The 20,127-nt window shown below is 41.6% G+C and carries 17 protein-coding genes, 1 tRNA gene and 1 rRNA gene; 12 read left to right on the top strand and 7 right to left on the bottom strand.

Annotated features, from left to right (window positions below; genetic code table 11):
• Positions 1-65 precede the first annotated feature (65 nt).
• From Q8N22_02720 to Q8N22_02700, 5 genes are all read right to left on the bottom strand, one after another.
• A complete protein-coding gene (locus Q8N22_02720; protein MDP3052840.1) occupies positions 66-1,787 on the bottom strand; it encodes a GspE/PulE family protein in 1,722 nt (573 codons plus the stop codon).
• 114 nt (positions 1,788-1,901) lie between these two features.
• Positions 1,902-2,486, bottom strand: coding sequence for a hypothetical protein (locus Q8N22_02715; GenBank protein ID MDP3052839.1), 585 nt, complete (start codon positions 2,484-2,486; stop codon positions 1,902-1,904).
• Positions 2,487-2,499: 13 nt separating this feature from the next.
• Positions 2,500-3,027, bottom strand: coding sequence for a type II secretion system protein (locus Q8N22_02710; protein ID MDP3052838.1), 528 nt, complete (start codon positions 3,025-3,027; stop codon positions 2,500-2,502).
• Between the two features lie 318 nt (positions 3,028-3,345).
• Positions 3,346-3,810: a response regulator gene (locus Q8N22_02705; GenBank protein ID MDP3052837.1), complete on the bottom strand. Its 465-nt coding sequence runs from the start codon at positions 3,808-3,810 to the stop codon at positions 3,346-3,348.
• A 486-nt stretch (positions 3,811-4,296) separates the two neighbouring features.
• A 16S ribosomal RNA gene (locus tag Q8N22_02700) occupies positions 4,297-5,911 on the bottom strand.
• Positions 5,912-6,191: 280 nt separating this feature from the next.
• On the opposite strand from Q8N22_02700, the gene rpmE reads away from it, so the two are divergent.
• The 12 genes from rpmE to Q8N22_02640 all read left to right on the top strand — a co-directional run bounded on the left by rpmE (position 6,192) and on the right by Q8N22_02640 (position 16,616).
• Positions 6,192-6,440: a 50S ribosomal protein L31 gene (gene rpmE / locus Q8N22_02695; protein ID MDP3052836.1), complete on the top strand. Its 249-nt coding sequence runs from the start codon at positions 6,192-6,194 to the stop codon at positions 6,438-6,440.
• A gap of 50 nt (positions 6,441-6,490) precedes the next feature.
• Positions 6,491-7,159 (top strand): 50S ribosomal protein L25, encoded by a 669-nt coding sequence (locus Q8N22_02690; GenBank protein MDP3052835.1) that lies wholly within the window; start codon positions 6,491-6,493, stop codon positions 7,157-7,159.
• A 132-nt stretch (positions 7,160-7,291) separates the two neighbouring features.
• Complete coding sequence (locus tag Q8N22_02685; GenBank protein ID MDP3052834.1) at positions 7,292-8,698, top strand: lytic murein transglycosylase; 1,407 nt, start codon at positions 7,292-7,294, stop codon at positions 8,696-8,698.
• 2 nt (positions 8,699-8,700) lie between these two features.
• Positions 8,701-10,281, top strand: coding sequence for a 2,3-bisphosphoglycerate-independent phosphoglycerate mutase (gpmI, locus tag Q8N22_02680; GenBank protein MDP3052833.1), 1,581 nt, complete (start codon positions 8,701-8,703; stop codon positions 10,279-10,281).
• Entirely contained in the window at positions 10,278-10,637 is a 360-nt protein-coding gene (locus Q8N22_02675; protein ID MDP3052832.1) for a phage holin family protein, read from the top strand. The genes gpmI and Q8N22_02675 overlap by 4 nt, the downstream gene beginning before the upstream one ends.
• A gap of 18 nt (positions 10,638-10,655) precedes the next feature.
• The gene (secG, locus tag Q8N22_02670) at positions 10,656-10,868 is read left to right on the top strand and encodes a preprotein translocase subunit SecG (GenBank protein ID MDP3052831.1); all 213 of its coding nucleotides are present in this window, start codon (positions 10,656-10,658) and stop codon (positions 10,866-10,868) included.
• 82 nt (positions 10,869-10,950) lie between these two features.
• The gene (locus tag Q8N22_02665; GenBank protein ID MDP3052830.1) at positions 10,951-12,492 is read left to right on the top strand and encodes a peptide ABC transporter substrate-binding protein; all 1,542 of its coding nucleotides are present in this window, start codon (positions 10,951-10,953) and stop codon (positions 12,490-12,492) included.
• Between the two features lie 48 nt (positions 12,493-12,540).
• Positions 12,541-13,131, top strand: coding sequence for a glucose-6-phosphate isomerase family protein (locus tag Q8N22_02660; protein MDP3052829.1), 591 nt, complete (start codon positions 12,541-12,543; stop codon positions 13,129-13,131).
• Between the two features lie 13 nt (positions 13,132-13,144).
• Positions 13,145-13,226, top strand: a tRNA-Leu gene (locus Q8N22_02655).
• A gap of 76 nt (positions 13,227-13,302) precedes the next feature.
• Complete coding sequence (locus tag Q8N22_02650; protein MDP3052828.1) at positions 13,303-15,000, top strand: ribonuclease J; 1,698 nt, start codon at positions 13,303-13,305, stop codon at positions 14,998-15,000.
• A 6-nt stretch (positions 15,001-15,006) separates the two neighbouring features.
• Positions 15,007-15,996 carry a tryptophan--tRNA ligase gene (trpS, locus tag Q8N22_02645; GenBank protein ID MDP3052827.1) on the top strand — a complete coding sequence of 330 codons (990 nt, stop codon included), beginning with the start codon at positions 15,007-15,009 and terminating at the stop codon, positions 15,994-15,996.
• A 182-nt stretch (positions 15,997-16,178) separates the two neighbouring features.
• Entirely contained in the window at positions 16,179-16,616 is a 438-nt protein-coding gene (locus Q8N22_02640) for a Trp family transcriptional regulator (GenBank protein ID MDP3052826.1), read from the top strand.
• A 66-nt stretch (positions 16,617-16,682) separates the two neighbouring features.
• Here Q8N22_02640 and Q8N22_02635 read toward each other — a convergent pair whose 3' ends face one another.
• Together Q8N22_02635 and Q8N22_02630 are read right to left on the bottom strand one after the other, a co-directional pair.
• Positions 16,683-17,033 carry a DUF5915 domain-containing protein gene (locus tag Q8N22_02635; protein ID MDP3052825.1) on the bottom strand — a complete coding sequence of 117 codons (351 nt, stop codon included), beginning with the start codon at positions 17,031-17,033 and terminating at the stop codon, positions 16,683-16,685.
• Entirely contained in the window at positions 17,017-20,121 is a 3,105-nt protein-coding gene (locus Q8N22_02630; GenBank protein MDP3052824.1) for a class I tRNA ligase family protein, read from the bottom strand. The genes Q8N22_02635 and Q8N22_02630 overlap by 17 nt, the downstream gene beginning before the upstream one ends.
• Positions 20,122-20,127 lie beyond the last annotated feature (6 nt).

Here is a 20,127-nt window from a genome sequence, read left to right as displayed (position 1 = left end):
CTCTATTTTTATCTGTTTGACCATAAGATAAATGTTGATAAAAAAGATAAATATAGAGAAAAATATTACTCGCGGATTACCCTCATTAATTCTTCAACTGTCGTAATTCCTAATTCAATTTTCTTAAGTCCATCTTCAAACATAGAAACCATTCCCTCTTTATGAGCCATTCCGCTGATGGCGTCAAGCGAGAAATCCGGACTGACAATCAACTTCCTTATTTCATCGGTGACATTAAGTATTTCAAAAATAGCCATTCTGCCCGAATAACCGGTAGAATTGCAAGCCGGGCATCCCCGACCGCGATAAAAAGCTTTTGGAAGTTTAATATTTTCCGAGCTAAAACCCAAATCAATCAATTGTTTGCGGATAGCCTCTAAAATTTCTTTCTCCGGAATATAAGATTCAATGCAGTCGCGGTGGATCTGCCGAACCAAACGCTGAGACACAATCACATTTAAAACGGCGGCTACCAAAAAAGGAGGAATTTTCATATCCATCAATCGTGGAACAGCGGTCGGCGCGTCATTAGTGTGCAAGCTTGATAGAACCAAGTGGCCGGTAAGAGCAGATTGAACGGCTATTTCCGCTGTTTCGACATCCCGAATTTCACCGACCATAATAATATTCGGGTCTTGCCGCAAAATCGCCCTCAAGCCGTTGGCGAAAGTGATATCCGCCGCGGGATTAACCTGGGTCTGGTTGACATAACGGATGTTGTATTCTATCGGGTCTTCAATAGTGACGATATTGACTTCGGGACGATTTAGGGTATTTAAAACCGAATACAGCGTGGTGGTTTTCCCGGAACCGGTCGGCCCGCAAACTAAAAGCATTCCGAAAGTTTTTTTGATATTTTCTTCCAAAATTTTAATATCGTCTTTAAGCATCCCCAACTCGGCAAAAGAAAGAGGTTTTTGGGCGGCGGACAACAGCCGCATTTCCAGTTTTTCGCCGTAAAAAGTAGGCATCACCGAAACCCGGATATCAATGAATTGCTTACTGCTCTCAAAACGAAAACGGCCGTCCTGAGGCCGGGAATGTTCGTCAACTCTTAAGCCGGACAAAAGCTTAATCCGGGCGACAATCGCCGGCTGAGCCGCCTTGGGAATTCTGATGATTTCATGAAGAATACCGTCAATGCGGAAACGAACCACGACATTATCTTCAGAAATTTCCAGATGGATATCGGAAGCCTGGACAGAAGCCGCATAAGCCAAAAGATTATTCACAATAGCGATAATGGGCAGTTCGCCGGCGGCTACGGCCAGTTCTTCTTCCTTGCGAAGATGGGAGCGCAGAGAGGCCTCAACGTTTTCTTCAATTATTTTTCTGAAATCCTGGGCTAAACGCGCTTCATATAAAGAAAATCCCCAATCAAGTTCGGCGTCGGTAACCAAAAACGGTTTTATCTTAGCTTCAAGACGGCGCTGTAAAAAATCCAAAATATTTAAATTAGTGGGGTCTTCCATAGCCGCGTCCAAAGTGCCGTCGGCTTCGCGGTTAAAAATAATAACCCGGCGCGACTGGGCTAAATCCTGCGGTAAAAGATTCAAAATTGTTTCATCAATTTTTTGGGCTTTTAAATCAATCCGGTTTATTGTTAAAGATTTTGATAAAAGCGTATAAAAATAATCCAAGGTTATAAAGCCCCGGGAAATCAAAAGGTCAACCAGATTCTGTTTCTTTCTATCGGCTTCAACGGCTAAAACATCAAATTCCTCGGCGCTAATCAAGCCCTCGCCGATTATAAGTTTTTTTAATTTTGGAGTATTTAAAGAGAGCATAAGAAATCATGAAACTTGAAACATGTATCATGGAGCATAAATTTTGAATCTTGAATCATAAATTTTGGAATGTTTTATGTTCCATGTTTCATGATCCATGCTTCATGAAAATAATTATACCAGAATTTTCCCGATTATTAAAACTAAAATGGCAACTGGCAGCCAAAGATAATAAAAAGGAAACCGGCGACTTGAAACATGAAACATGAAACATGAAACATGAAAAAAAAGAGTTCCTAAAACTCCTACGGACATAACCGCGATAAAATAAATCATCCAAAGCGGCTGACCCATAATAAATATGGCCAAGGCCCCTAAGTACAGCTCCTCTTCTTCAAAAAATCTTTTTTGATAGCGATGGTTCAATAAATTGGCCAACCATAAAAACAAAAGACCGGCTCCCAAAGAAATTAAATAATTTTTAAAAAAATGAGTGAAACTGTATTTCAAAAAATAAGCGATGGATTGATGGGGCGGAAGAAAAAATTTAGAAATTGGACTCGCCGAAAAAATTTGATATTGCTGATAGGACTGGAAACAAGCCCAGCCCAAAATTAAAATTACTGAAAATAAAAATAAGTATTTGTAGATTCGGATATTATTTGTAGTTTCGGATCGGTCTATACCAAAGCAGCGCCCCTTTAAATAAAGGGACGCCGCTTCAGTTAAGACCAAAATTCCTAACGGGAGATAAAACATCAGTTCGGAATAATTAAAGCGCTAAATTAGTGCCTACTTCATACGCGGTATCACTACGTCCTCCGTCAGATGTCATCAAGGGTATATATTTAGTGCTTTCTAATACGCCACATAATTTAAAGGTAGAAGTAGTAACGCCACTATAGGCATAGGAGAAGGCGGCAGTTTGTGAAGGGTCAAGAGGTAAGGCGCCCAAAGAAGAACCTCCGCTCGTTCCTCCTAAATTAACCACTACCCAACCCGTACCATCAACAGCGGTCGAAGCTGTGATACGCCCGGGCGCGGCGCCGCCGACAAGACAAGCGACACCAGAAGCGCAAACGGCAACGGTACATGTTGAACTCGCTACCATGCTTGGCGAATCAGCAGTGGCTAAATACAAACCAATAGCGCTTTTGACATTGCTTAAGTCGGAAATCCTCTGGGAATCTCTGGCTTGAGCCAAAAGTTGAGCGGGGTTTAAAACCAAAACTGTGGCGGTGGCTAAAATCGCCAGAATGGCGATAACGATTAAAAGCTCAATTAAAGTAAATCCTTTCATAATTCAAAACAGTAATTAAGTAATTTGAGTAATTGGGTAATTACTTATTTACTCAATTACGTAATTACGGCTTAATTAATATCTCGACCTTTTTGATATTATATCTTATAGCCCCCCCCCCGCAATAGCAACTGTGGATAAATGCCGATTTTGTCCGAGCGTCAGCGAGGCTACAAAATCGAGCACCCCCTCACTCGAAATACCATACTTAATATTTTAGATTTAATAAGATAGGGCAATAAACTTTTTTATAATAAATTTCTAGTCCAGTCATTTCGAGTGAGGGGGTAAAGGCTTTCTAAATGGAAATTCCTGCGCTTACGGCTTGGAATTTCCAAGAAAGCGCTTTACGTGGGCGATTAAATCTTCTATGGAAATTCTGGCTTTGACAAAATAATCCACCGTGCCCAACGCCTGGCCGCGGCTAATATCGCTTTCCTGCCCCAAATTGGAAATAATCATTACCGGAATTTTCTGAAGCTCGGGGTCGGCCTGCATTCTTTCCAAAACTTCAAACCCCGACAATTTAGGCAAAATAATATCCAATAAAACCAAATCAAATTTTGTTTCTTTAAGAAATTTTAAGGCCTCTTCGCCGTCTCTGGCAATTTGAGTGACTAATTCTTCTTTATCCAAACGACTCCTAAGCAGGTTAGCCAGGAAGGATTCGTCTTCAACTAATAAAACATTTTTCATTTTTGTTTTGACGGTTAAATAATTTTTTGGTCGCCCTAACCTTATTAAGTTGGATTTATTTTTTATTGTTTTAATTAAATGATCCATGGACAGCTTCCGCTACCCATGCCTTGTTACGACTTCACCCATGTCACCGAGTTCAGGCTGTTCCGATATAATCGGAATTTACCTACTCCCGGCTCCCTTGGTGTGACGGGCGATTGCTTGTTGTAAACTCAACATTGGCGTTCCCATCGCGCCTGCGGATTTCCCGCACGCGACGAGCTCAATAATAAATCAAATATTTTGAATTATTAATGAGAAATCCCTTCATCTAAAATAGATTACTATGGATTAGCTGACTTCTGATAAAGCAATAATTTCATTCTTTATCAGATCTCCCGAGGTTAGTTAATATTCTATTCCAAACATCCCAAAAGAGTTTTTGTTTTTTATCTTCCCTATGCTCACCACCCTCCCATAGGTCGATAAACTCATTTTGTGCTTTGGGCTGTTTTTTGCTTAGAGACCCTCTGCCAATTACCTCGCGATAATTGACTGTCTTTTAGCTACGCTCCGACTCGTTGTCGGAGGAACGGATTTTAACCGTTTAGATTAATAACCTGCTCGGCGCGTTTACTGTGAGTACAGGACTCGAGAACGTATTCACCGCGCCATAGCTGATGCGCGATTACTAGCGATTCCGGCTTCATGAGGGCGAGTTGCAGCCCTCAATCCGAATTGAGATCGGTTTTAGGGATTAGCTCCGCCTTACGGCTTGGCAACCCGTTATACCGACCATTGTAGCATGAGTGTGGCCCAGGGCATCAAAGGGCCGTGCTGATTTGACGTCATCCCCGCCTTCCTCCGCGTTAAACACGGCAGTCTCTCGAGACATATATAACTCGAGACAGGGGTTGCGCTCGTTACCCCACTTAAGGGAACAATTCAAATCACGAGCTGACGGCAACCATGCAGCACCTGTTCTAACGTCCTTGAGAGACTTCCCCGGTTTCCCGGAGAATTCGTTAGAATGTCAAGCCCTGGTAAGGTTCCTCGTTTGTTGTCGAATTAAACCTCATGCTCCACCGCTTGTGCGAGTCCCCGTCTATTCCTTTGAGTTTTAGCCTTGCGGCCGTACTTCCCAGGTGGTTCACTTAACGCGTTAGCTACGCCACTTCGAGGGTCGATACTCGAAATAGCAAGTGAACATCGTTTACAGCGTGGACTACAAGGGTATCTAATCCTTTTTGCTCCCCACGCTTTCGTGCCTCAGAGTCAGGAAAGCCCCAGTCATTTGCCTTCGCCTTTGGTGTTCCGTACGATATCAACGGATTTCACCCCTACACCGTACGTTCCAATGACCTCTGGCATCCTCTAGTAAGACCGTTTTAACCGCCAATTCACCGTTGAGCGGTGAAATTTTACGATTAACGCGTCAAACCTCCTACGCACTCTTTACACCCAATAAATCCGGATAACGCTCGGGGCCTACGTATTACCGCTACTGCTGGCACGTAGTTTGTCGCCCCTTATTCCATAGGTACTATCAACCGAGCACTTAATAGACACAATCAAACAAAATAAACCTAAATTTATTTAATTCAGAAAAATTAGATTATGTGCATTAAGTGCTCGGCTTTATCCCTATTAAAAGCAGTTTACGATCCGAAGACCTTCATCCTGCACGCGGCGTCGCTCCATCAGGGTTTCCCCCATTGTGGAATATTCTCGACTGCTGCCACCCGTAGGCGTACGCACCGTGTCTCAGTTGCGTTGTTGGGGTACAGCCTCTCAGCCCCCCTACCGGTCATAGCCTTGGTAGGCTTTTACTCTACCAACTAGCTGATCGGGCCTAGGCCAATCACAAAGCGATTTCTTGCGAAACCTTTACTCAAATTTCTTGCGAAAAGTGAGACTATTTGGAATTACCCCACCTTTCGATGGGCTATGCCAAACTCTGTGGTATGTACCAGGGTATTACTAACCCGTTCGCCGCTGTATAACACACCTCACTATCGCTCGGTGTGTCGCTGATAAATGCTGATAAAGCCGATTTATGCCGATAATTTAGTATCAGCATCAATCAGCCAAAATCCGCATAAATCAGCGGCACCGAACTATAGTGAGGTGCATTAAACCGCGCGACTTGCATGCCTTATCCACGCCGCCAGCGTTCATCCTGAGCTAGGATCAAACTCTCAAAAAAAGATAGGACAACCAAAAAATTATTTAACCCCGTTAGAAGTCTGTCTTGCGATTTAACTTATTTAATTAAAAAAAATATGGTCTAAAATTAAATTCTCACAAAACGGACAGAAAAAAAATTTAGAATTAAATTTTTCTACTCAAGACTTCTAACGGGGTTAACTTTTTAAGTTATAAAAGAACTTTCACATCTGCCACATTTCCAAATTGAGTATACACAAAAGTATAGGTTTTATAAAGGACTTGTCAAGGAACAGGGGCGGTGATAAAATGAGGCAACTATGAAAGACATTCATCCGAAATATTATCCCGAAGCTAAAATAAAATGCAGCTGCGGAAAAACCTTTACCGTTGGGGCGACCAAGCCGGAAATTGATGTTGAAATCTGCAGCGCCTGCCATCCTTTTTACACGGGAGAGAAAAAAATGATTGACACCGCCGGCCGCGTGGAAAGATTCAAAACCCGGAAAGCCAAAACCAAAACGACTGAAACGCCGAAAAAAATAAGACGCAAAAAAGCGCAGAAGTAAAGGGCTTTGGTGAAATTTATTTCACCAAAGGTTCATAAATTTTAATAAATATGGCAGAACTTAAAGTTCAAATCAGAAATATTTTAGGCAAAAAAGTGCAAACTCTCCGAGAAGAAGGTTTTATTCCGGCCGAACTTTACGGACGGGAAATTAAAAATTTGCATTTAACTATTTCAGCCAAAGAATTCCAGAAAGTTTTCAAAGAGGCCGGGGAAAGCACTATCGTCAATTTGAAAACCGAAGACAATCAAACCTTGCCGGTTATGATTCACGAAATTGAAACCGACCCTCTTTCCGATAAAATTTTACATGTTGATTTCTACCAGATAAAACTAACCGAAAAAATCCGCGTCCATATCCCGATTGAATTTCTCGGCGAAGCGCCGGCCATAAAAGCTTTCGGCGGAATTTTGATTAAAACTCTCCAGGAAATTGAAGTTGAGGCCTTGCCTCAAGATCTCCCTCACCGGATTCAAATTGACTTGGTGTCCCTTGATGAAATAGGGAAAAATATTTCAGTAGAAAACCTTAAATTAAGCGACAAAGTAAAAATTTTCCTCACCCCGGAAACCATTATCGCCACAGTAGTTGAAGCCAAGGTTGAAGAAGTAGCAGTTGAAGAAGCAGTCCCGGCAGAGGAAGCCGCAACCGCTGAAACACCGGGCACTCCGACTAAAAATGAAGCCCCCGTTACTCCGAAAGAAAGTCCCAAAAAATAAATTCAGAAATCGCAATCAATATTTTCCTCCATCTTTCCCGGCCGCAAAACGGCTTTTATCTTGGTTTGTTTATTGAGGATAAACTGATAAAATATAGGAAAAGGCAGAGAAAGATTTATTTTTGAATTTAATATGCGCGATATTACCAACAAAAAACCTTTAATTCTTAATCTCTCCTATTATCGTCAATTTCGCTTTCCTCTCACCCGGATTTTAAAATCCGCGATTATTTTACTGGCAATCAGTTTTTTTCTTTTCAGTTTTGTCTATGCGCCAGTTTATAACTCCCCTTCTTTGACATTTGCGGCTCAAAACGCCCAAACAGAACAACAAAGACAAGAATTGGAAAGTCAGTTGGCGCAACTGGAAAAACAAATATCCGATTACGAAAATACCATCACTCAATATCAAAAACAGGGCCAGACCCTTAAAGGCGAAATCTCGACTTTGGACTCCCGGATCGCCAAACTTAATCTCCAAATCAAAGCCGCTAATCTGAATTTAACAAAACTCAATCAGCAGATTGGCGATACCCAAGCAAAGATCGGCTCAGTTGAACAAAGCATCAACTCCGACAAAAATGCCCTTTCCCAGGTACTTCAAAATATTTATGAAAGCGAAAACCAAAGTTTAATGGAAATTTTTCTTACCAGCCCCCGCCTTTCGGATTTTTTCGGGAATCTGAATGATTTAGCTCTTATCCAAGATAATTTTCAGGCAACGCTAAGCAGCGTAATCCAACTGAAAAACGACCTTTTAGACCAGAAAGAGCAATTGGGGCTGGAAAAAAGCGACGCCGAAGCTCTGAAGGCTTACCAAGCCAGTCAAAAACAAACCATTCAGCAAACCCAGTCTGAAAAAAATAAAATCCTTACTGACACTAAGGGCAAAGAATCTATTTACCAAAAACTGGTTACCGAAACCAAAAAAACAGCCACTCAAGTTAAAAACCAAATCTTTGAATTATTAGGCGGCGGGGAGCTGACTTTTGACAAGGCCTATACCCTGGCAAAGGCGGCCCAGGACGTCACCGGAGTGAGAGCCGCTTTCATCCTGGCGATTTTAGACCGGGAATCCGCCCTGGGACAAAATGTCGGCCGTTGCGCTTATAACCAAATCATGAAAGGCGGGACAACGGCAATGAACCCCAAAGAAATTCCAGTTTTTCTCTCAATTCTCCAATCGCTTAATATCAGTCCCGATTCGGTTCAAATTTCCTGCCCCAATCAAGACGGGACTTACGGCGGCGCGATGGGACCGGCGCAATTTATGCCATCAACCTGGAATATCTATAAAGCCGACATCAGCAACATTTTGGGACGCAGCATTGCCAACCCCTGGAATAACGCCGACGCTTTTATCGCCGCGGCGCTTTATCTAAAGGATGCCGGCGCAACCGCCAACGAAAAAAAAGCGGCCGCCAAATATTATTGCGGCGGGAGATGGAACCGTTATGTCTGTCTTGATGTTTACGGATATAACGTGGTTAAACAGGCCAACGAATTCCAACAGGATATTGATATTCTTAACGCTTCTTAAAAATGAAAAGAAATGTTTTATTAGTTATTTTAGATGGCTGGGGAATCGGGGCTCATGATGAAAGCAATCCTATCTATAAAGTTAACCCCCAAAATATCCAAGATATCAAAAAAAGATTTCCTATCGGCTGTCTTCATGCTTCGGGTATCGGCATTGGCCTGCCTTGGGGAGAAGAAGGCAACAGCGAGGTAGGACACCTTACTTTGGGAGCCGGAAAAATTCTTTATCAACATTTCCCCAGAATTTCTTTGGCGATCAAAGACGGCAGTTTTTTCCAAAACCAAATTCTGAAAAACGCCTTCACTCACGCCCAAAAAAATAATTCCAACATTCATTTGGTCGGCCTTCTAACCAGCGGCAATGTCCATTCTTCTTTTGAACATTTAGCCGCTCTTCTGGAATTCGCCAAAAGAGAAAATTTTGACCGGCTTTATCTCCAGCTTTTTACCGACGGCCGCGACAGCCCGCCGGAATCCGCTCCTGAACTTCTCAAAAATCTGGAAAAAGTCATCCAGGAAAAAAACCGGGGCGTTATCGCCAGCCTTTCCGGCCGTTTTTACGCTTTAGACCGCGCCAAGCACTGGGACCGAACCGAAAAAGTTTATAAAATCTTAACCGGCGAAGGGAGAACCGCCGATAATTATCAGGAATTACTGACTGAAACTTATAACCGAAACCTTACCGATGATTTCGTTGAGCCGACCATCATTGGCTCGCCCCTGCCTACCGGTCAGGCAGGCCATTTCATCCAGGACAATGATGCCGTCATATTTTTTGAATTCCGGGAAGAAAGTCCGCGCCAAATCGTTTCTGCTTTCGCCGAATCGGACTTCCCGAATTTTCCAGTCAAAAAATTCTCCAACCTTCATCTTGTTACTATGACCCGCTATGATGAAAAATTTAATTTGCCGGCTATTTTTCCGCCGGAATCAACCAGTGAAACTCTCGGTAAAATTTTGTCCGATAACAATAAGATACAGCTCCGCATCGCCGAAACCGAAAAATACGCTCACGTGACTTTTTTCTTCAACGGCTACCGCAAAGAACCTTTTCCCAATGAATTCCGCATCCTTGTTCCTTCACTCAACGCGCCCCGTTACGATCAATTTCCGGAAATGATGGCTAAAACCATCACCGACAGAACAATCAGCTCAGTCGGCGAAGGTGCTTATAATTTTATTCTGGTCAATTACGCCAATCCGGACACGATGGGGCATACCGGAAATTATGAAGCCGCCGTAAAAGCCATTGAGATTATTGACCGGGAAATCAGCCGGCTTTTGAAAGCGGTGATGGCCCAGCCCGATACAACAATGATTATTACTTCCGACCATGGTAATATTGAAAAGATGCTTGACCCGTTGACCGGCTTACCGGAAACGAAGCATGATCCTAATCCCGTACCTTTTTATTTGATAGGAAAAGAATTTGAAAAAATAAAAACCGAAGCTGAAATCCGGAAGACAGAAACCCAGATTCTCGGCACCTTGGCTGATGTCGCTCCCACTATTCTGGCTTTGATGGGGCTGCCTAAACCGAAAGAAATGACCGGCAATAATCTTTTACCATTTTTAACGGCATGAAATTCATAGGAAAAATAATTTTATTCATTATCGTTAATGCCATCGCGATTCTGATTGCGGCTCATTTTGTCAGCGGTTTTATTTTTGAAGGAAATCTGACCGACCTTGTAATCGCGGCGGCTATCCTTACTTTATGCAACACCTTCATCCGGCCGCTCCTGAAACTTATTCTCGCCCCTTTAATAGCTTTAACTTTCGGACTTTTGGCGATCGCTATGAACGCCGGCATCCTCTATGTTCTTGACAAATTCAGCGCAAGCCTTACTATAAATGGACCAAGTCCGCTTATTCTCGCTACTTTGATTATCAGTTTCATTAATATCCTGGTTAATCTCTCAACCAAATTAGGCGACTAATTTATTTTATTATTTAATATGTTTCTTTCTTTATTAGAGATAATCGTTGCTGTTTTATTGATAATTTTCATCCTGCTTCAGGAACGTTCTTCAGGTTTGTCGGGAATTTTGGGTGGCGGCGAATCCGGTTCTTATCAGACCCGGCGAGGATTGGAAAAAATTATTTTCTACGGCACCATTGTTTTAGCTGTTGTCTTTATCGTTTTAGCTCTCCTGAGTTTAATAAAGTAAAAGGCTTGGTATAAATTTTCAATTTCTCTCGCTACGCGAGATCTGGCGAAGCCGGATAAATTTCAATTTTTAGTAATTTAGCATGTTCAAAAAAATCATAAGTTCATTCACGCAATTTGAACGCAATATCTTTATTGTGGCAATTTTGGTTTTTCTGATTTCTTCATTTTTCTGGTTGGCGCTTAATATTCAGGAAAGAATTGACTTAACCCCTAAAAAAGGAGGACAATACACTGAAGGGAAGGCCGGCCAACCCACTTTTATCAACCCGATAATTTCCGGCAATGAAACTGATCGCGATATTGCCTCTTTGATTTACAGCCCGCTCTCGGATTTAATCAGCGACTATCAAATTGAAGAAGGAACCAATTATTTGGTCAAACTTAAACAGAATTTGCTTTGGAGCGATGGCCAACCCCTGACGAGCGACGATATTATTTTCACCCTTAAAACCATCCAGGATCCCGATGCCCGTTCCCCGCTTTTCCAAACCTGGCAAGGCATTGTGACTGAAAGAATCAGCGAGCTTCAGGTCCGGTTTATCCTCCGCAATCCCTATGTTTTTTTTGGCGACAATCTTCATAATCTGCCGATTATCCCCCAGCATATTTTTGGGAAAATTCCGGCGGCCAATCTCCGGCTTTCAAATTACAATCTGGAGCCGGTGGGCAGCGGCCCTTATAAATACGACCGCTTCGCCAAAAGAAAAGACGGATTTATCACCCAGTACCAGCTCGTGGTCAATGAAAATTATTCCAGTAAAAAACCCTACATCCAAAAATTCATTTTTAAATTTTATAAAAATGAAGACGATTTAATCAGCGCTTTCAACCGCCGCGAAATTGACGGTTTCGGCGGTCTTAACCCGGCAAAAATTAAAGATTTATCGCTTAATCACAACATCAAAAGTGTCGTCATGTCCAATTATTACGCCGTGTTTTTCAATCAGAACATCAATTCCAATCTCAAAAACAAAAATATCCGTTTGGCTTTAACCCAAGTCATTGATAAAAAACAGATTATCCAAAAAGTATTTAACGGCGAAGCGATGGAAGCCGGCGAACCTCTGGAGACCACCGGCGCTCCGGACTTAACGGCTATTATGGATAAAAAATTAGAGTTCTACTTAATTGTCCCACAAATTGATTTCCTGATTAACACGGCCGAAATCATCAAAGAAGAATGGGCGGCAATAGGCGTAAATCTCAGTTTGATTGTTTTAAACCCCGACGACATTATCAACCAAGTGATCCGGTCGCGCGACTACGAAATGATTCTTTTCGGAATCAATCCCGCAAACAAAGAAGACTTGTTTTCTTTTTGGCATTCTTCCCAAAAATTTTATCCCGGACTTAATTTGGCGATTTATGGCAATCCGAAGGCCGATAAACTAATAGAAGAAATCCGCCAAACCGCCGACCCGGCCGAACGCCAGGCAAAATTAAAAAATCTGGAAACTATCATTGCTCAAGATCTGCCGGCCATACCGCTATACTCCCCGAATTATCTTTATGTCAGCATCCCCGATCTCGGCGGATTCACGGATAAATTTTTGACTACCGCCAGCGACCGCTTCCAAAATGTCAAAAATTGGTACGTGGAAACAGCCTGGGTATTAAAATAATTACTGTAATTACCGTAATTACTGCAATTACAGTAATTAAAAATATATATGAAAAAAAATAAAAAAGCCGACATCCGATTTCTTAATGAAATGAAATCGGTCATCCGCGACCAGGAATGGTTTAAAAAAATCAAAAATCCGGAAAAATTTCCCATCTATGAAATGTATCGGGGGCTAAAAATAAAAAACGGCTGGCGATATGACATTACCGTTATTCCTCCCAAAATGCTGGGTGAAGAATTTGTAAAAACCAAAGGCAACCGCAATTCAAATGGATATCTAGAAATCTATACGGTCTTAAAGGGCGAAGCGATATTTTTACTGCAAAAGATGACAAACGGGAAAGTTAAAGATGTGATAGCCATAAAAGCCAAAAAAGGAGATTTTGTGCTTGATCCGGCGGGCTATTACATCATTTCCATAAATCCCTCTGAAAAAATTCTGGAACTTGGGAACTGGGTTCCTGAAAAAAATAAAAATATCTATAAAGAAATGGAAGAAAAACAAGGAGCTTGTTATCACTACACCAAAAACGGCTGGCTTGAAAATGAAAAATATAAAAAAACCCCAAAAATGGAAATTAAAAAACCCTTGAAATCAATGCCCCAAGACTTGAAATTTCTGAAAAGCAATAATTAACAATTTTATACAAGCCCCTGTGGCGGAACTGGCATACGCGTAGCGTTCAGAACGCTATCCCGTAAGGGTTAGAGGTTCAAATCCTCTCAGGGGCACAACGCTAAGCGTTGTTATCGGGCACGCTAAGCGTGCCACCAATTAATAATTAAAGTCGAAAATAAAAAATTATATATGATAAAAGCAAAAATAGTAAAAAAAGAGGAATCCCGCGAAGAACCCCTTCGCTGGGCGGCTTTGGGCGGTTTGGAAGAAGTCGGCCGGAATATGACTTTTTTTGAATATCGCAACGAAATAATCGTGGTTGATGTGGGATTCCAGTTCCCCGAAGAAGAAACTCCGGGCATTGACTTCATTATTCCCAACACCACCTACCTTGAAGAGCGCAAACAAAACATTAAAGCCGTCTTCATCACTCACGCTCATTATGATCACATTGGGGGCATTCCTTATTTAATGGAAAAACTCGGCAATCCCCCGATGTACGCCGCCGCGCTTACCAAGGAAATTATCAATAAAAGGCAGGGGGAATTTCCCAAAGCGGCCAAACTTAATTTCCAGCTGATAAAAGACAAAGACAAAATTGAATTCTCCAAATATTTTTCAGCCGAATTTTTCGGCGTTGCCCACAACATTCCCGATACTTTTGGTTTTGTTTTAACCACTCCCGTAGGAAAAATGGCTTACGTCGGTGATTATAAATTTGATTACGACAAAGATGGCCAGCCTAAAGGATTGGCCGAACTTAAAAAAATCGGCGACCAAAAAATTCATACCCTCTTTTTGGAAAGCACCAACGCCGAAGAGCCGGGATATTCACTTTCCGAAAGAATAGTGGAAAAAAATTTAGAAGAACTTTTCAAAAAGGCCTCGGGAAGAATCATTATCGCCCTTTTCGCCTCATTAATTAACCGCATTGATGAAATAATAAAAATCGCCGACCGCCTCGGCCGGAAAGTGGCTTTAAACGGCTATTCAATGCGAAGTAATGTTGAAATCGCCCAAAATCTCGGCTACATCAAAGCCAGGAAAGGCCTGATTATCCCCATAGAAGAAGTTAGAAAGCACCCCGATGATAAAATTATGATTTTAAGCACCGGAGCCCAGGGAGAACCCAACGCCGGCTTAATCAAAATTATCAACGGCGAACACCGGTCTGTCAGTTTGAAATCAACCGATACCGTTATTCTCTCGGCCTCGGTTATCCCCGGCAATGAGAGAGGCGTTCAAACGCTCAAAGATGGCATCTGCCGTCAAGGAGCTAAAGTTTATTATTCAAAAATAATAGACATTCACTCCAGCGGCCATGCTCCCCAGGAAGAACTGAAAATGACAACCAAGCTTATAAACCCAAAATTTTTCGTTCCGATTTATGGCTATTTTTTCATGAGAGCCACTAACATTGAAGTGGCCCAACAAGCCGGGATCCCGGCAAAAAATACTTTCCTGCCCTCCAACGGCCAGGTGATGGAATTTTCCCCCGACCAAGCTCATATAACCAAAGAAGAAGTTCCTGTCTCCTATGTTCTGGTTGACGGTTTGGGTGTCGGAGATGTCGGCGAAGTAGTTCTCCGCGACCGGAAGGTTCTGGCTCAAGAAGGAATGGTTGTTATTATCACCACTATTGATCGCCGCACCAACCAGCTGATAAAAAATCCCGACATTATTTCACGAGGATTTATTTATCTGCGGGAAAACCAGACGCTTCTTGAAGAAATCAGACGCAATATCCGCGGAATGATTAGCCGCCTGCCCCGCCAGCCCTTGGATGCCGATTATTTCAAATCCCTTATTCGTGACCAAATCGGCCAGTTTCTGTATAATAAAACCAAGAGACGGCCGATGATTTTACCGGTAGTGATAGAAGTATAAAAAACAATGACTAAAATTGAAATTTTGACAGGCATTCGCCCAACTGGCGATTTGACGATCGCCAATTATCTTGGAGCGATTAAACCTATTGTTGAACTCCAAAACAAAGGCCGATCCCCTTTGGTTTTTGTCGCCGACCTTCACGCCATAACCGACAATGAACCGGCCAATGCAAAAAAATTTGTCAATGAAGTTGTTGCTGATTACATCGCGTTCGGAATAAATCCCGATAAAACTAAAATCTTTTTACAATCTGATATTGAAAACGAGGTATCTGTTTTGACTATGTTTCTATCTCGTTTAATAAACGTGTCTGAACTTTTAAGAGTCCCCACCCTCAAAGAAAAATTAAAAGCCAACGTGCGACCGGAAACAGCGAATACATTTCTCCTTCTTTATCCGGTAATGATGACTGCCGACATATTGCTTCAGCGAGCAGAAAAAATTCCAGTCGGAAAAGACCAGCTCGCGCACTTAGAAGTGAGCCGAGAACTCGCTAGAAGGTTTAATAAAAAATATGGAAAAATTTTCCCGCTTCCACAACCCCTTCAAATAGACGCGCTTAAAATCCTTTCTTTAAAAGGAGAAGGGAAAATGAGCAAAAGCTCTCCGGAAGGAGCCATTTTTCTTACGGATGACGCAAAAACCGTTGCCAGAAAAATTAAAGGCGCGGAAACCGCATTCGAAGGAGCAATGAACGAAAAACTGGAAAGTCACATCCTTGTTGCTAAAAGTTTATGTAAAAATGATCAAGAAAAAGAAGAAATAGATTCTCTAATTAAGGAACACAAAAAAGGCAAACCGGTGATGGGACAATTCAAGCAACTTTTTATTCGTATCACTAATAATTTCTTGGCCGAATTTCAGGCTAAAAAAAGCGAGATGTCTCAAAATAATTCGTTCATCTCATCTATACTGGAAGAAGGCGCCAAAATCGCCCGAGCTAACGCCCAAGAAACTCTGCAACTCGTTAAAAGGGCAATGTATCGCCAATAAACCCCTAGAGTGAGCGACTCGCCAAATCAACTAAAAGCCAAAAAACAATTCGGGTTTTCGGCTTTTTTAAACACCTCGAAATAAAATTTCTTAAACGCCCCTCAAATAAACTATCACGCGTGATAGTTTGAATAAAAATAAATTTTATCTTAAAATTAGCTAAAATAGACCGAACAATATCTATGAAAAAAATCTCTGAATTTAAATCAAGAAAAGAATGGGAGGATTTCCTTTGGTCCAAATTTTTGGAAAATGCCGAAAGAGCGAGGTCTGAAAAACAATTAAAGAATTTTTTAGATAATTTACTAAGCGCCAACGAAAAAAAATTAATTATAAAAAGATTAACGGCTCTGGCGATGATAAAAGCCGGAAAATCCTATAAAGAAATAGAAGAAATTTTATGGATTTCTCCAAGCACTATTAGCGCTCTTAAAAAGAGCATTGAAAAACAATCCGGCTATCAAAGCAATCGTTATTACGCCAAAAAAAGCAAAAGCGAAAAAATAGAAAAACACAAAAAAGGATTACCGCCGCAAAAAACAATCTTAGATTATTGGCTTAATTTCCCTTTTCCAACCAAAGGCGGCAAAAGATGGAAATTTTTAAATTACCAGGGATAAAATAGTATAAATTCAGGTACTATCACGCGTGATAGTACCTGAATGAAAACAAAACAATAAAATTTCTTAAATTTTTCTTACTCCCAGCCAAATCTGCCAGTCGTTCATTTTAGTGCTTGATTCCGCGTCAAACTTGTCCGAATGTCTTAGCTCAATATCATGGGCGTTGATTTCTTTTTTGAGAAAAACATTATTCTTTTCCAAAATCTCTTTTAGTTCCGCCGGGGCTTCAATCATCAAAATAATTTTGTCCTTCGGCTGATAGCCGGCGTCCTGGCGCAAACCCTGAACCAGCCGGGTCAAATCCCTTAAAACACCTTCCGCTTTCAACTCTGGCGTTATTTTGGTGTCCAATTCCAATTCCTCTTTTATTTCGGAATCAAAAATAATTTCTTTGACGTTAATTTCGTCTTTCAAAATATCTAATAGTCCTTTGCTGTTTTTGAGTTTTTGAGTTTTTGAGTTTTAATGACGCCAGCGGCTGTCTCACTTTTATTACGGCTTCCAATCTCTTGGCTAAAGCCAAACTGGCCAACCGCCGCACTTCAACCATTGATTCCAACAAATTCTTATCAATCAGATTTTTATCAGCTTTGGGCCAATCTTCAAGATGAACCGAATTTTGCGTCAAAGTCATATGAATCGCCTCGCTAATAAACGGGGCGAAAGGCGCCATTAATTTGCTGGTTTCCAAAATTATATAACCAAGCACGGCCGAGGCCTGTTTGGAATCTTCACCCGAAAATCTTTTCCGGGAACGCCTGACAAACCAATTTGAAAGGTCGTCAATAAATTCCATAAGAATTCTGGTGGCATCGGTAAGTTCATAGGCCTCCATTTTTTCGGTCATTTTTAAGATGACTTCGTTGAGCCGGGCTAAAATCCATTTATCCAATAAAGAAACGCTTCTGCAGGCAGGCAGGCAGGGATTTATGCGGATATTCCCCGCGTATAGCTGATAAAAATTGAAAACATTCCTGAATTTATCAATCACCTTCCGGAAAATTTCTGCCACGCCTTTTTCGGAAAACTGATAATCCTCGCCGATTTGAGTGGAGCTCAGAAGAAAATAACGCAAAGCGTCAGCCCCGTATTTATCAAAAATTATTTCCGGTTCGGCGTAGTTGCGCAGTTTTTTGCTTAATTTCATTCCACGGGCGTCTAAAACAAGTCCGTTAACAACTACGTTTTTAAAAGCCGGTTTATTAAATAAAGCGCCGGCTAAAACATGAAGAGTGTAAAACCAGCCCCGGGTTTGGTCCAGGCCTTCAGCGATGAAATCAGCGGGAAAAGTTTTTTCCACCAAATTTTTATTCTCAAAAGGATAATGCCATTGGCCGTAAGGCATGGAGCCGGATTCAAACCAGCAGTCAAAAACCTCCGAAACACGCTTGGCCCGGCCTTCACATTCGGGACACCGCAATTCTATTTTGTCTATATAAGGGCGATGTAAATCTAATTTCCCTTCCCCGTCATAAGGTAAATTGGAAAGTTTGATTTCCCGCAGTTCGCCTACTTTAATGTAATTTTCCATTGATTTTACAAGCTCTTTCTCGTTGAGCCCCTGGCTGGCTCCTTCCAAAATCCAGAGCGGATCGCCGTGGCTGACAATCAAAATATTTTTATTTTTATATTTTTTTTCCAATTCCAAAATAGAATCCATCATCCGTTTCCTAATATCGCTTAAATTCTCTCCTCCTTCGGGAGTTTTAGAAAATAAATTTATTTTCTCGCCCATAAAATCGTTGAATTTTTCTATCGGTTGCCCGTTGAATTCCCCGACATTATATTCTCTTAAACGTTCGTCAAAATTAACCGGAATATTAATTTTTTTAGAAACAATCCCGGCGGTTTCTTTGGTGCGCAAAAGGTCCGAAGAAAAAATAAGTTGAATATTTTTTTTGTTTAAAACTTGGGCGATTTTTTCAATTTGTTCCCTTCCTTTGTCAGTAAGTTTGACTGTTATTTTTTCCGGCCAGCAAGAAATAATTTTATGATGGTTTGATTCGGCCTGACCATGCCGCAAAATAAAATAATGATTATTCGCATTAACCGCCGATTGCGCCAACTCTTTCAGGGAACCTATGGCGATATTTTGCTGACAGGACTGGCACTGCCAAATCGGCAACGCCGCGCCCCAGAAACGATTCCGGGAAAAAGCCCAATCCCGCGCTTCAGCCAGCCACTTGCCGAACCTTCCTTCTTTAATATGCTCCGGCACCCAATGAATTTTCTTGTTATTTTTTATTAATTTATTTTTGATTTTGGCAACGGCGATATACCAGGTGCTTAAAGGATAATAAAGCAACGGCGAATCACAGCGCCAGCAAAAAGGATACTGGTGAAGAACGGTTTCTTTTTTGTACAAAAGATTTCTTTTTTCTAAATCTTCAAAAATGACTTTATCGGCTTCTTTGACGAACAAACCGTTCCAAGAATAACCCGGCGTTTTCATTTTCCCCTCTTCATCCACGGTTATTAGAACCGGAAGATTATTTTTTTTGCCCACTTTCATGTCTTCCTCTCCGAAAGCCGGCGCGATATGAACCAACCCCGTCCCCTCTTCGGTTGAAATAAAATCAGCCGGCAAAACCCGATAACAATCATTAACTTTAAATTCCGAACCTGCAAGTTTATAAAGCGGCTCGTATTCCAAACCTGCAAGTTTTTTGCCGGAAATTTTTTCAACAGCTTCAATTTTAACGCCGGTTAAAGCCGGAGGCGCGCTATAAGAAAAAAGATAATCTCCATTCACCGAATATTTCGTATAAATTAAATCCGGATTAACGGCAATGGCGGCATTGGCAGGCAATGTCCAGGGGGTAGTCGTCCAAACCAGCAAATATTCGTTTTTTGAAGATTTCGGATTTTTTATTTTAAATTTCACGTAAACCGATGGGTCTTCGGCTTCCCGGTAGCCCTGATTTACTTCAAAATTGGATAAAGGCGTGCCACAGCGGAAACAATACGGCGTTACCCGGAAATCTTTATAAATCAGTTTTTGTTCCCAAAGTTTTTTAAAAACCCACCAGACCGATTCCATGTAGGAATTGTCCAAAGTGGCGTAAGCGTTCCCATAATCAGCCCAGCGGCCGACTCTTTCAAGAGTTTTTTCCCATTCTTTTTTATAACGGAAAACCGAATCGCGGCAGGCGGCGTTAAATTTTTCAATGCCGAATTTTTCAATGTCTTTTTTGCCCTTGAGATTCAATTGTTTTTCAATCTCGGTTTCCACGGGCAAACCGTGAGTATCCCAGCCCACCCGGCGTTCAACCCTGAAGCCGGCCATTGTCCAAAAACGGGTCGTAGCGTCTTTAATAACGGTGGCTAAAATATGGCCGTAGTGAGGCAAACCGTTGGCGAAAGGCGGTCCGTCATAAAAAGAAAAAAGCGGTTTCTTCGCTCGTCTCTCCAGGGATTTCTCAAAAATTTTATTTTCCTGCCAGAATTTAAGAACTTTTTCTTCAAGCTCGGAATTTTTCAGATTCTTAATGTCTTTCAGCATATCGTT

The sequence above is a fragment of the bacterium genome, assembly GCA_030693325.1.
Taxonomy (GTDB): domain Bacteria; phylum Patescibacteriota; class Minisyncoccia; order UBA6257; family MFKM01; genus MFKM01.
The sequence above is the reverse complement of the archived record's forward strand: the minus strand, read 5'-3'. Positions and strand labels throughout refer to the sequence as shown.

Bases quoted from the DNA above. Each gene is read 5' to 3' on its own strand.
- Q8N22_02675 (MDP3052832.1), top strand. From the start codon at position 10,278: ATGAAATTCATAGGAAAAATAATTTTATTCATTATCGTTAATGCCATC.
- Q8N22_02665 (MDP3052830.1), top strand. From the start codon at position 10,951: ATGTTCAAAAAAATCATAAGTTCATTCACGCAATTTGAACGCAATATC.
- Q8N22_02660 (MDP3052829.1), top strand. From the start codon at position 12,541: ATGAAAAAAAATAAAAAAGCCGACATCCGATTTCTTAATGAAATGAAA.
- Q8N22_02715 (MDP3052839.1), bottom strand. From the start codon at position 2,486: ATGTTTTATCTCCCGTTAGGAATTTTGGTCTTAACTGAAGCGGCGTCC.
- Q8N22_02710 (MDP3052838.1), bottom strand. From the start codon at position 3,027: ATGAAAGGATTTACTTTAATTGAGCTTTTAATCGTTATCGCCATTCTG.
- Q8N22_02630 (MDP3052824.1), bottom strand. From the start codon at position 20,121: ATGCTGAAAGACATTAAGAATCTGAAAAATTCCGAGCTTGAAGAAAAA.
- Q8N22_02705 (MDP3052837.1), bottom strand. From the start codon at position 3,810: ATGGATCATTTAATTAAAACAATAAAAAATAAATCCAACTTAATAAGG.
- Q8N22_02720 (MDP3052840.1), bottom strand. From the start codon at position 1,787: ATGCTCTCTTTAAATACTCCAAAATTAAAAAAACTTATAATCGGCGAG.
- Q8N22_02640 (MDP3052826.1), top strand. From the start codon at position 16,179: ATGAAAAAAATCTCTGAATTTAAATCAAGAAAAGAATGGGAGGATTTC.
- gpmI (MDP3052833.1), top strand. From the start codon at position 8,701: ATGAAAAGAAATGTTTTATTAGTTATTTTAGATGGCTGGGGAATCGGG.
- Q8N22_02690 (MDP3052835.1), top strand. From the start codon at position 6,491: ATGGCAGAACTTAAAGTTCAAATCAGAAATATTTTAGGCAAAAAAGTG.
- trpS (MDP3052827.1), top strand. From the start codon at position 15,007: ATGACTAAAATTGAAATTTTGACAGGCATTCGCCCAACTGGCGATTTG.
- secG (MDP3052831.1), top strand. From the start codon at position 10,656: ATGTTTCTTTCTTTATTAGAGATAATCGTTGCTGTTTTATTGATAATT.
- Q8N22_02685 (MDP3052834.1), top strand. From the start codon at position 7,292: ATGCGCGATATTACCAACAAAAAACCTTTAATTCTTAATCTCTCCTAT.
- Q8N22_02650 (MDP3052828.1), top strand. From the start codon at position 13,303: ATGATAAAAGCAAAAATAGTAAAAAAAGAGGAATCCCGCGAAGAACCC.
- rpmE (MDP3052836.1), top strand. From the start codon at position 6,192: ATGAAAGACATTCATCCGAAATATTATCCCGAAGCTAAAATAAAATGC.